This window comes from Thermodesulfobium sp., assembly GCF_053498235.1.
In genome coordinates, this window is the sequence record NZ_JBRCUV010000043.1 from 1 (window position 1) to 12,752 (window position 12,752).

Genomic DNA, 12,752 nt, shown 5'->3' on the forward strand with positions numbered 1-12,752 from the left:
TGTTAGGAGATGTTCAAATTCCTCAAGAAGTGTTTTTTGAGATCTTAAAGAATTCCAGCACAACTTAAACTTTTGATTTTTAGGAAAATAAAATCATGGATGAAAGCTTAGGAATATATATTCATATTCCATTTTGCGAAAAGAGATGTAACTATTGCCACTTTTTTTCAAAGATTTTAAAAGACGGTCAAATTGAGAAATTTTTTGATGCCTTAGAATCTGAAATAGATTATCTAAGTCAGAATAATAAGGATTTGTTAAAAAATTCATTTGTTGATAGTATTTACTTTGGGGGAGGAACTCCCTCTCTAATAAAGCCAGGTTTATTAAAAAATTTAATAAGAAAACTCAAATCTAAATTTAAGTTAAGCGATCCTGAAATTACCCTTGAAGCAAATCCTAAGTCCTTTTTAGAAAATTATAAAGACAAAAATGATGTCTTTTTCAATAGACTAAGTCTTGGAATAGTTTCCTTTCAGAACGAAGAACTGTTAAAGCTTAATAGAGAAAACTTCGGTTATAAAGCCTTGATATTCTCGAAAGAACTTGGAATAGAAAACGTAAATGTAGATCTGCTATTAGGTATACCAGGTCAAAATTTAGCTACACTTAAAAATTCTTTAGATATTGTTTCTGCGTTTGATAATGTAAAGAGCGTCTCTGTATATCCGTTAGAAGCAAGCTTTGTCTTGCCAGATGAAATGGTTCTTGAATTTATGACTTATTCAAGAGAATATCTATCTAAGAAGGGATACATCAGATATGAAATTGCTAATTATGCAAAAGATGGCTACCTTTGTAAACATAACTTAAAGTACTGGAGATACATGAACTTTTTATCCTTTGGACCCTCAGCTTCTTCTAAAATTGGAAATCATAGATTTAAGAGACTTTCAAATTTAGAGGCTTATTTAAACAAACAATTTTTGTTGGAAGAGGATATTAGGCTTACAGAGGAAGAAATCTTTTTCGAGAAAATAATGATGGGATTAAGGCTAATGGAAGGAATTAAAATTTCTCAGTTAGAGCAGGAATTTGATAAAAAGATTATAGACAGATGTTTGTCAGTTATAAAAAAGTTTGATGAGCTTGTTAAAATAAAAGGCGACGTGTTCTTTCTTACTGAAAAAGGAATTCTTTTTATGAACAATTTGTTGGTAGAATTAATGCCTGACTAAGTTAGGTTCTGTGTTATAAAATTATTAAAATTTCGCAAGAGGTGGTATATTGGTAAATGATAAAGATGGTCTTTCAGAGGGAATGATTTTAAAATCAAGGGTACCTCATGTTTGCGGCTCTAATCTCTGGACCATTTTGTATCTTGGTTCTGATATAGTTTTTAGATGCAATAAGTGTTCAGCTGTAATAATGGTTCCAAGAAAAAGAGTATTTAGACAATTTAAAAAGATACAGTGAAAGGATTTGGAGGTAAGTGTGGTTAAACTAGCAGATTTTAATAAAGAGTACAATGAATTAAAAAGCGAAATAGATAGGGAAATATTGAAGGTATTAGAAAGCGGCTCTTATATAATGGGTGAACAAGTAGTACAATTGGAGACCAACCTCTCTAATTATCTTGACGCGAGAGCATTTACTGTTGCATCAGGAACAGATGCTTTGCTAATCGCATTAAGGGCTGCTGGCATTGACTCAGGAGATGAGGTTATAACAACTCCATTTACGTTTGTAGCCACTGCAAGCACTATAACCCTTGTTGGAGCAAAGCCAGTTTTTGTTGATATAGATGAAAGTACCTTTAATATAAACCCCAAATTAATTGAGGAAAAAATTACAGAGAAAACTAAGGCTATTTTGCCTGTACACCTTTTTGGCCATAGTGCCGATATGGATGAAATAGTAAAGATTGCAAAGAAATACAACTTGCTAATTATTGAAGATAACGCGCAAGCTTTTGGATCGCTTTATAAGGGTAAAAAAACGGGTTCAATAGGGGACATTAGCGCTCTCTCATTTTTCCCTACAAAAAATTTGGGCGCATATGGCGATGCAGGTGCAGTTTTTGCAAAGGATGAAACCATCTGCGAACGTATTAACATGCTCAGATCTCATGGAAGCAGAAAAAAGTATTTACATGAGATTATAGGATACAATTCCAGATGTGATACAATACAGGCAGCAATCTTAAATGTAAAGTTAAAGTATTTTGAGGATTTTATAGAAAGAAAGAGGAAATTGGCAGCTATTTATCTTAAGGAGCTTAAGGGTATAGTCTCTTTACCCATTGAAAAGGAAGATTGCCGCCATACCTATCATCAATTTACTATCAGGGTAGAGAAAAGAGATGAACTGATTAAACACTTATCTACAAACGGTATACAATCAGCTGTACACTATCCTTTGCCGCTTCACCTTCAGAAAGCCTTTGGTTATCTCGGTTATAAAGAAGGTTCGTTTCCGGTTGCGGAAAAGGTTTCGAAAGAAGTTTTATCCCTACCTATTTTTCATACTTTGAATCCAGAAGATATATACAAAGTTTGTCAGGTTATAAAAAACAGATGAAATCTGAAAGACAGCACTACAATGGACTATGATCTGCCTAGATATAGATGGCGCAAGCCTTTATCCAGTTATGTTAAAGTCAAAAGCGTTCAGGAATTTGTAAGATTTATTCTTGAAAATAGGCAGTTGCCAGAGAGTTATATTGTAAGATTTCTGAATGTTTCTATAGACAATTTTGATAACAAATTTGAAAACAACTATACTGAAAGAGCCCTTGACGTCTTTAAGAAGATGATCAGCGCTGATGAACCTATTGGAATTTTTGGAGACTACGATGCTGATGGAATAACTTCTGTAGCAATTCTAGGCACCTTTTTATCTTGTTTGAATAAAAAGTTCATATTTAAACTTCCTACAAGGGATGAGGGTTATGGCATTAGGGTTGATATATTGGAATTTTTCAGGGACCTTGGTATAAAAAACATAATTGTGCTTGATTCTGGATCAAACTCTAGGGAAGTTTGGTTAGCCGCTAAAGAAATGAAGCTCAATTTACTTTATTTGGATCATCATGAAATACTTTGTGATTTAGACAGGGAAATTAACCTTGTAAATCCACATATGTGGGGTGGAGATTTGCTTTGCAGCGCTGGCATCATATTAAGGTTTTTGATGCTTTTGGATATGTTTAACAGTTGTTGTGATATATTTCCAACTTTGTTGGAGTTGGCTACTATTGGAACTGTTGGGGATTCTATAGAATTATTGGGTGACAGTAGAATTATTGTTAAGTTAGGTTTAAATCAACTAAGAAAGAGCACAATTCCAGGAATTAGAAATTTTTTTAACGTTAAGTTACCCTATATTACTATTGAAGATTTAATGTTTTATCTCGTCCCCCTTATAAATTCAGCTGGTAGAATCGGAAAACCAGATCTAGCCCTAAGTTTTTTACTTGAAAAGGATTTGCGAAAATCTATTGAGAAGTGCACGCTTTTGGAAACATTAAATCAAAAAAGAAAGGCTATGCAGAGTCAATTTTTCTCTACCTGTATTAATATCTTAAATGAAAGTCTATACTCACCCTCTGTACATTTTTTGAAGATAGACAACTGTCCTAAAGGTATAATTGGACCTCTAGCTGCAAGGCTTGCTTGTTCTTATAACAAGCCATTTTTCCTTTGTTCTGGAGATCAACTGTTATATGGCTCTGGGAGAAGTCCCGGAAATGATGTTGATCTAATAGACCTGTACAATCAAGTAACATCAGAATACCCGGCAATAAATAGCTCTTTTATAAATTTTGGCGGACATCAAGGCGCGGTGGGTTTTACACTTAAAGGTAATGCCTTTCCTGAGATAAAAAAGAGCTTTGAGAGGTTTAGAATAAGAGAGAGAATACCAATCTTAAATATTGACATATCTTTTGACGGTTTTTCAATCGACGATAATTTTTTTAGAGCACTTATGGCTATGACACCCTTTGGATTTGGAAACCAAAGAGTTTTGGTTTGCACAAGAGGTATTGAGTTTAAGGATTTTGAAAGCTCTGCTGATTATTCTGAGATTGTAGTTTTTAAACACTATAATAATATCAGGTGGATAATAAAAAATAATAGGCAAATTTCAAAAAGTTTATTGAATGCGAAGTTTGACGCTGTTTGGGAAGCAAAGGTAAAGATAGATGGGATTGATTTTGAATTTTTAGACGCAAAAATGGTGTTTCTAAATTGTTATTAATTTGTGAAATGAAAAGATGATTTTATGTCAATAAATCAAGAAAGTCAACTAAATTTGGATGAACTAATTCCTACTTTCCCCGGGTTGAAAGATCTTTTAGAGGGTTTCGATGAGTTAGAAAGGGAGTTTTTGTTAAAATGCTTTTTCTTTGCTTATTCAAAACACGGCAATCAAAGAAGGCTTTCAGGAGAACCATATATATACCACCCTCTTAATGTAGCTTTGATACTTAAAGATGTTGGAATTGACTATAGATGTCTGGGTGCAGCCCTACTTCATGATGTACTTGAGGACACGCAAACAACCCCAGAGGAAATAAAAACAAATTTTGGTGAAGACATCTTAATTCTTGTCGATGGAGTAACAAAACTTGGAAAGTTAAGGTTTAAATCTCCAAGAGAAAGACAAGCGGAGTCTTTTAGAAAGATGTTTGTGGCTATGGCAAAGGATATTAGAGTGGTTGTGATAAAGCTTGCGGATAGACTTCATAATATGAGAACCCTTGAAATTCTAGCTAGCGAAAAAAGAGAGCATATTGCAAATGAAACTCTTAAGATATTTGCACCTCTAGCTCATAGACTTGGCATGTGGGGTATTAAAAGTGAATTAGAAGATTTAGCGCTTTATTATCTTGATAGAGATATGTTCAACTATATTCTGATGTATATGGAATCAAACATCAACAACCATGTAAATTTTTTATCAAAGATAGAGAGCACGTTACAAGAGAGATTTCAAAAGGAATTAAACTGCACTTTTAAGATAAAAAGAAGAAAAAAGCACATTTATAGCATCTATCAAAAACTCAAGAGGACGAACAAAAAAATCGAGGATATTTACGATATATTTGGGTTAAGAATAATAATAGGTGAAGATGTTGAGGAACAAGATCCGTATATTAACAGTTGTTACCACGTACTTGGAATTATTCATTCCCTCTTTCCACCAATTCCTGGTAGATTTAAAGACTTTATTGCAGCTCCAAAACCCAATAACTATCAGTCACTACATACTACTGTGCTAGGTCCTGGTGGGGTTAGAGTTGAGATCCAAATTCGTACAGCTAAGATGGATAGAATAGCAGAAATAGGAGTAGCAGCACACTGGCTTTACAAAGAAAAGAAGACAAGTTCTATAAGAGACATAAACGAGTTAAAACTCATATGGTTAAGACAGCTTCTTGAATGGCAAAGCGATATAAAGGGTACAGAATTTTTGGATATGGTTGAATCAAGCTTTAATGAGGAGGAGATCTTCGTTTTTACCCCACAGGGAGATATAGTAGACCTTGAGGCTGATTCAACTCCTGTAGACTTTGCTTATAGAATTCATACAGAAGTTGGCAATAAGTGCATAGGGGCTAAGGTTAATTCAAGAATGGTTGCATTAAACACTCCTCTTCAAACTGGGGATGTTGTAGAGATTATAACCTCAAAAAATGCAAAGCCGCATCTCTCCTGGTTAAATTTTGTAAAAACAAGTTTGGCGAGACAAAGAATAAAGAGCTACTTTAAAAAGGAGCACAAAAACGAGGCAGTTTTAGAGGGTAGGCAAAAGGTATTAAAGGAACTTTCCAGGTTAAATATAGTTGTTGAGGAAAATCAAAGACAGAATTTGATTCTTGAAGTTGCCAAAAGGCTAAACTTTACCACTTCAGACGATCTTTTAGCTGCAGTAGGGTTTCAAGATATATCTGCGCACAGCGTTGTAAATAAAATTAAAGACATGATTGCAAAACCTGAGGAGGTTTTGCCAACTTTCAAGTCTAAAGATGCAGCGAAAAAGAGGGATGACGTTGTAAAAATAGGCGATATAGGGGGATTAGAGGTTTCTTTTGCAAAATGTTGTGGACCTGTTCCTGGAGATAAAATAAAGGGTTATATTAGTCGTGGAAGAGGTTTGATAGTTCATAGGGAAAATTGCCGCAATCTTTTAAGTCAGATTGCAAGAGAGGGTAGTGATAGAATTATAGATCTAAGCTGGAATAATCAATTAAAGGCTGAATCTTACGAAAGCTATATGATAATTGAGGGCTTAGATAGAGTTGGTTTTATGAAGGACGTGCTTATCAGGGTTGCTAGCCTGAATATAAATGTAGTTAAAGCCTCTGTGAATACGAATAAGGCAAAGAAGAGAGTTTATATGATTTTAGAAGTTCAGCTAAAAGATAACCTTGAAAGAGAGAGGTTGATAAAAGAGCTCAAAGATATTCCTGATGTAATAGATGTCAGACAAAGAGGAGAAAAGCCTTAGTGTTTTCTATTGAAGAATTAAATTTAGAAGATATCCCTGAACTTCCTGGCGTATATATCTTTTTTTCAAAAGAAAAGAAGACTTTGTATGTAGGTAAGGCAATAAATCTTCTTAATAGGTTGAGAAATTATCTTAAAAGCAAAACTCATGATCCCAAAACTGCTTTAATGTTAAGTGAGGCAAAATATTTGGATTTTATAGTTGTAAGAAACGAATACGAGGCTCTTATTCTTGAAATGACTCTTATTAAAGAAAAGATTCCAAAATACAATGTCCAGTTAAGGGACAACAAGTCTTATCCGTATATAAAGATTGATTTTAACGAAGATTTTCCAGCATTAGAACTGTTTAGGGGCAAACCGACAAAGAAAAAAGATGTCCTCTACATTGGCCCGTATCCTGAAGGTTCAAGGTTAAGAAGCCTTTTAAATTATATAAACAGCGTTTTACCCTTGCGCAAGTGTTCAAAAACTACATTTAAAAATGCAAAATCATTTTGTATAAGATATCAAATGAAACAATGCTTAGCTCCCTGTACAGGAAAGGTTGATAAAGAAGAATATAAAAAAATAGTTTTATTGGCCAAGGATTGGCTTACAGGAGATCTTGATAGAGTCAAAAAGGATTTAATTAAACAGATAGAAAAATTTTCTAAAGAAGAAAATTTTGAACAAGCCGCAAGGCTGCGTGATAGTCTTTTTTACATAGAGTCCTTTTCAAATATTAAAGTAGTTGACCCTCAAGGCAAATTGGATGTTGATGCTATTTATATTAATAAACTAGGGGACATATCGCTCGTTCAAGTAAGACGTGGATTTGTTTCAACCAACATAATAAAGAGATTGATTAACGTTCAAGAAACAAACCTACGTGATGCTATGTTGTTTTTTTTATATGATTTTTATTCAAATATAGAGCCTGGGAAGTTAATTTGTATAAACATAAAACTTGATGAAGCTGATCTGATCGAGAGATTTTTCAAAGAGAGGTGGAATAAGAAACACAGAATTAAGGTAATTAGCGATGATTTGTTAAACGATAATGAACCATCTAAAAAGGGTAAATTAAGGTTAGACGTAAAGTATTTAGAAATTTTAAAAATTGCAAAAGAGAATCTAGTTGCAAAAAATAAAATAAATGTTTTTAAAGAGGGTTTTGAAAGACTTTCAGAAATTTTTGAGAAAAAAATTTCTTTGGCTTTTGCTCTAGACGTTGCACATTTTCAAGGGGAGGCTACAGTTGCAGGATTGTCTGCAGCCGATGAAAAGGGGCTAAGAAAAAGATATTATAGAAGAGTAAGACTTGAAGACAACAGTTTAGATGATTATGCCTCTTTGGATTTGGCGCTAAAAACTCTTTGTAAGAAGAAATTAGAAGCTGATTTGTTGTTGATAGATGGAGGTCTTGGTCAATTAGAGGTTGCTTTAAAGAATTTGAGAGATTCTTCTACTATTGTAATATCCTTAGCAAAGGAAGAAGAGGTTATTTACTTGACGGATAAAAGAGAACTAAGGTTGCCAAAGAGCGATTATGCCCTAAGAGCCTTAATGTACTTAAGGGATGAAGCGCATAGGTTTGCAAACGAATATCGAAAGTACCTATTTGCCAAAGCAAGAAAACCGCTAAAAGATAAAAGCTATTGAGATTATGAGTACGTCTTTCCTCAAAATAAAATCTATCTGGGCTTACTAAATTGTCAATTATGAGGAAACAAGGGTATTTCGAATAGCTTAAAAAATAAAAAAACTTTCGCGAGCAAGATGCTCGCGTTACTATGAAGAACATCTGCGAGCAAGATGCTTGTGTTACTATAAGAGCAGTAGGCCCCGAGCAAGATTCTCAGGGTACTATGGTTATTTTTGAGGAATGTCGGTATAATTAACTTGATCTTTATTTGTGTTAAAATAACTAAGAAATTATTTTGCTTTTGTAAATTTATAAAATTTTAAACTACCTTCTGCTGTTGAGAATTTTTCCAGCAAAATGCTGGGGTGATGTTAGGGAGGCTTTTGTATGTTGAAACTTATGAGATCTAGTAAATTTATATTTTTTGTAACCATAATACTTGTTGCCGTTTTTGTAGTAACATCAGTAATCTTATTTTTACCTGTATTTCCAAGGTGAAATGAATCGATATGTTGTTTTTTCCTTCTTCTTTTCTATACTTCTTTTGACAGTGCTTTTGCCATATGCTCTAGGGGAATCCAACAAAGTTATTGAACAAAAAAGAAGCGAGTTAGAGAGCATTAGAGCGCAAATCGAAGAAAAGAGGGCTATTGTTAATCAATTAAAACAACAGGAAAATGGGATTATAAGTCAAATAGATCAAATTGACGCTAATCTAGATCTTAAGGAAACTGAAATAAAGGACGTTAATTATAGATTAAATCTTTTACAACAAAAGATCCAAGATACGTCTTCTCAGATTAACTACCAAAAAAAGGTTATTCAAGAAAAGCAAATGCAAGTAGCAAATAGATTAAGATCAATTTATATGATGCAAGAACTTCCATTTTTAGACGTTGTATTGTCTATGAACAATAACGTTAACGATTGGTTTGAAACCTTTTTTATTTTTGAGAGAATAGCTACTCAAGATAAAGAAATTCTTAATCAGTATTCAATTGCTATGGAAAATCTAAATAATCTTTTGAAAATGCAAGAAGAGGAACGCTCAAAGGCGGTAGAGCTCAAAAATGATCTTGAGCAAAAGAAACAAGAGATTGCTGCTCAAAGAAATGAAAGGCAGGCCATATTGAAGAATATAATGAGTAATAGAGCAGCATATGAAGCGGCTGAAGCTGAATTACAAGCAAAATCACAAGAGATAGAGGCCTTTTTGAGGAGTTTAGGTTCGACTCCTCGCGTAGGGACTGGTAGATTTATATGGCCAGCATCTGGACCCATTACTTCTCCGTTTGGGCCAAGATATGATCCGTATTTGCACGTCCAAAGCTTTCATACTGGAATTGACATAGGGGCAGAATACGGTTCGCCAATAGTTGCTGCGGATAGTGGTCGTGTCGTTTACTCTGGTTGGTATGACGGTTATGGGAAGGCAGTCATTATAGATCACGGAGGAGGAGTATCTACGCTTTATGCGCATGCAAGTAGATTGGTAGCATATGTAGGCGAATATGTAAGACAAGGACAAGTTATAGCCTATGTGGGGGACACGGGGTATGCTACAGGTCCTCACCTGCATTTTGAGATAAGAATTAATGGTAAGCCTGTTAATCCATTGTTATACCTTCCCTAAAATTTACTTAATTTCACTTTAGTTGTAAACTTTTACTTTAAACTTTGTGGAGGTGCGTTTTGCAAAAATTTTACTTTCCTGAATTTAAAATCAAAGAATTAAAGAATTCTCTTAAAGTTGTTTTAATTCCAATTTTAGAATCTAACAGTATAGTTACTTCTCTGTATCTTAAAGTTGGAAGTGCTTTGGAAGATTACAATACAAATGGGTTATCTCACTTTCTAGAACATTTATTGTTTAAAGGAACAAAAAAGAGAAATGCATTTGATATCTTTTGCGAAGTAGAAAGCGTTGGTGGGGAAATAAACGCAGCTACTTCTAATGAATATACAGTTTTCTATACTTATATGCCATATGATTCTATGCAACTATCGCTTGATATAATTTCAGATATTGTGTTTTATTCTACCTTTCCAGTAGATGAGGTAAATAAAGAACGTCTTGTGGTATTAGAGGAAATGAAGAGGTCCTTTGATAGAATACCAAGTTGGAATTTTAATAATTTCTTGAAAAAATCCTTTCCAGAAAGTACCTTGGGATTTCCTATAATTGGTAGGGAAGAGGTAATTTCTAATATCGAATATGAGAAAATTATTGAATTTTATAAGAAGTTTTATGTACCAAATAATTCAATTTTAGTTATTGCTGGGAGATTTGACGAGGATGAGGTTCTTGATTTATCTGATAAGTATTTTGGCAACATACCAGAAAAAGAGCCCTCTATCTTTAATTATTCTGTAGGTATTCTCCCAGAAAAAGTTTTCTTTGTCGAGAAAAGAAAGGATATAAAGCAGGCTAATTTAATTTATGGCTTTAGAACTAATGGATATAGAGAAAGAGAGAGAATTGTTTTTGATATAATTGACGCCTATTTGGGTTCTGGAGGAAGTTCTGTTTTGTTTCAGGAAATACGAGAAAAAAGAGGTCTTGCTTATGATGTTTCTACTTTCAATTACATATTTGCAAAAGCGTCGATATTTGGAGTAATTGCAGGTCTTAATCAAAAATATTTGGACGAGGCTATTGAAGTTATTAGAAATGAAATTAAAAAGTTAAAGAAAAATGGAGTGAGCGAAGAAGAACTTTTAAGGTTAAAAAGACTCTTGAGAGGGAGATATCTTCTTGATTTTGAAACAAATTTCAAAATTTCGAGCTTAATAGGAAAGCACATACTTTTTGATGAGATAGATTACCTTATATCATATCTAGAAAAATTAGACCAGGTAACTAGAGATGATATTTTAAAAGTTGTAAATGAATCGCTTGATTTAGATAGGGAGATCATTTGTCTAATAGAAAAGGAATAGCTTATGTTTCCTCTCCAATCATATAATGAGAAAGAACTTTGGTTATTTGAACCCTTGTTTTTAAATCAGGATCTAACCTATCTTTTTTCTTGAAAAGAACAACTTGGTGTCCCTTTGTTCTTGATGAAATAAAACCTTTTCTTTTTTTATCCTCTCCAGTTATGAGAACATCAATTCCTTTATTTAGGTATCGTTGCCTAAAAGCAAGTGAAATCTCTTCTGCCTTCTTTATTAGGATATTTGTCCTCTCTACTTTCTCTTGGTATGAGGTTTTGTCTTCAAATTTTGATGCAGGAGTAAATGGCCTTTTTGAATATATTGCTATATTTACGGTGTCATATTGAAACTCTTCAATTGCATTTAAAGTATCCTTAAAGTCCTCGTCTGTTTCTCCTGGAAATCCTACAATAAAATCTGACGTTATAACAGCATCAGGTATTATTTCTCTGATCATGCGTATGGAATTCCTGTATTGTTCTACACTGTATTTTCTGTTCATTAATTTAAGAATCCTATCAGAACCTGATTGCATAGGTATACTAAAGTAGTTGCACAAATTATCATATGAGGCTACAGTTTCCAATAATTCTCTTGTGATCATTGAGGGGTAATTTGTTATGCATTTAAACCATAGGTCTGGGAAATCTCTTGCGCTAATTTCTAAGAGCTCTTTAAGGGATGAGCCAATGTCTTTACCATAAGAATCGCAGTTTTGACCTAGATATATAATTTCTTTGAATCCCTGATTTTGTCTTTTTAAGACCTCTTTTAATATGCTTTCGAGAGTTCTGCTCTTTTCCCTTCCTCTTCCATATGGAACGGCGCAGTAGGTACAGAATTGATTACATCCTGATGAAATTGGTAAATAAGCGCTAGGAAAGCTATGTTGAATTTCAGGTATAGGAATGCAATCTGGATTTGTTATCGATTCCTTTAAGGTAATATAGCGAGATCGTTCAATTATATTTTTTACAACTGTTTCAATGTCTTCAAAAGAAGCCGGGCTAAATAAGACATCGATCTTTGGATATCTTTCTAGTATTTTTTCGCCCCATATTTTTGCTTGACAGCCTCCAAGCGCAAAGCATTTCAAATTTCTTTCCTTTTTGTATTTTAAATATTTTCCTATCCTTGACAACGCCTTATTTTCAGCGTTTTCCCTTACTGCGCACGTTAGTAGAACAATTATTTCAGCATTTTCGGGACTCTCTAGAGACAAACCATACTTTAAAAAGAGAGAGGTTAAAACCTCTCCCTCATATTTGTTCATCTGACAACCCAAAACATCAATAAAAAAGGTTTTGGGTAAGGCGTTTAACAACTTAGGATTGTGGTCTTCTCGGTTCAACAATTAATTTTACAGCTGTTTTGGCCTCACCTTGAATTTCGACATCGGCAAAAGCAGGTACACAGATTAGATCTATTGCGCTAGGTGCAACATAACCTCTTGCTATGGCTATTGCTTTTATTGCTTGATTTACAGCTCCCGCACCTATAGCTTGTAATTCTGCTCGCCCTTTTTCTCTTATTGTATTTGCAAGGGCACCTGCTACAGCATTTGGATTTGATTTAGCACTGACCTTTAGTTCTGACATGCTATGACCTCCTTTTGTTAGTAGAATAAATTTAAAGTGAACATTATATATCACTTAATTTTCATAAAATTATAACCTATTTGTCAAGTGGTGTAGTAAATTTTATTTAATAATTTATATAATAAATAATAAAAATCT

Annotated in this window: 10 protein-coding genes; 8 read left to right on the forward strand and 2 right to left on the reverse strand. The window is 33.7% G+C overall.

Translation table 11 applies throughout. From position 1 onward, the window contains the following. Positions 1 to 95 precede the first annotated feature (95 nt). The 8 genes from ACWIUX_RS05955 (at position 96) to ACWIUX_RS05990 (ending at position 11,019) form a co-directional block, all read left to right on the forward strand. Positions 96 to 1,178 (forward strand): coproporphyrinogen-III oxidase family protein, encoded by a 1,083-nt coding sequence (locus ACWIUX_RS05955; RefSeq protein WP_448589813.1) that lies wholly within the window; start codon positions 96 to 98, stop codon positions 1,176 to 1,178. 49 nt (positions 1,179 to 1,227) lie between these two features. Continuing rightward, positions 1,228 to 1,416 carry a DUF951 family protein gene (locus tag ACWIUX_RS05960; protein ID WP_448589814.1) on the forward strand — a complete coding sequence of 63 codons (189 nt, stop codon included), beginning with the start codon at positions 1,228 to 1,230 and terminating at the stop codon, positions 1,414 to 1,416. A gap of 18 nt (positions 1,417 to 1,434) precedes the next feature. Continuing rightward, a complete protein-coding gene (locus ACWIUX_RS05965; protein ID WP_448589815.1) occupies positions 1,435 to 2,520 on the forward strand; it encodes a DegT/DnrJ/EryC1/StrS family aminotransferase in 1,086 nt (361 codons plus the stop codon). Between the two features lie 21 nt (positions 2,521 to 2,541). Next, a complete protein-coding gene (locus ACWIUX_RS05970) occupies positions 2,542 to 4,200 on the forward strand; it encodes a DHH family phosphoesterase (protein ID WP_448589816.1) in 1,659 nt (552 codons plus the stop codon). A 24-nt stretch (positions 4,201 to 4,224) separates the two neighbouring features. After that, positions 4,225 to 6,453, forward strand: coding sequence for a RelA/SpoT family protein (locus tag ACWIUX_RS05975; RefSeq protein ID WP_448589817.1), 2,229 nt, complete (start codon positions 4,225 to 4,227; stop codon positions 6,451 to 6,453). Next, positions 6,453 to 8,096, forward strand: coding sequence for an excinuclease ABC subunit UvrC (gene uvrC / locus ACWIUX_RS05980; protein ID WP_448589818.1), 1,644 nt, complete (start codon positions 6,453 to 6,455; stop codon positions 8,094 to 8,096). The genes ACWIUX_RS05975 and uvrC overlap by 1 nt, the downstream gene beginning before the upstream one ends. 482 nt (positions 8,097 to 8,578) lie before the next feature. Beyond that, positions 8,579 to 9,712 (forward strand): murein hydrolase activator EnvC family protein, encoded by a 1,134-nt coding sequence (locus tag ACWIUX_RS05985; RefSeq protein ID WP_448589819.1) that lies wholly within the window; start codon positions 8,579 to 8,581, stop codon positions 9,710 to 9,712. Positions 9,713 to 9,771: 59 nt separating this feature from the next. Next, complete coding sequence (locus tag ACWIUX_RS05990) at positions 9,772 to 11,019, forward strand: M16 family metallopeptidase (protein ID WP_448589820.1); 1,248 nt, start codon at positions 9,772 to 9,774, stop codon at positions 11,017 to 11,019. 1 nt (position 11,020) lies between these two features. On the opposite strand, the gene ACWIUX_RS05995 is transcribed toward ACWIUX_RS05990, so the two are convergent. Together ACWIUX_RS05995 and ACWIUX_RS06000 are read right to left on the reverse strand one after the other, a co-directional pair. After that, positions 11,021 to 12,367 (reverse strand): MiaB/RimO family radical SAM methylthiotransferase, encoded by a 1,347-nt coding sequence (locus tag ACWIUX_RS05995; protein ID WP_448589821.1) that lies wholly within the window; start codon positions 12,365 to 12,367, stop codon positions 11,021 to 11,023. After that, complete coding sequence (locus ACWIUX_RS06000) at positions 12,342 to 12,614, reverse strand: stage V sporulation protein S (protein ID WP_013755587.1); 273 nt, start codon at positions 12,612 to 12,614, stop codon at positions 12,342 to 12,344. Before ACWIUX_RS06000 ends, ACWIUX_RS05995 begins: the two co-directional genes overlap by 26 nt. Positions 12,615 to 12,752 lie beyond the last annotated feature (138 nt).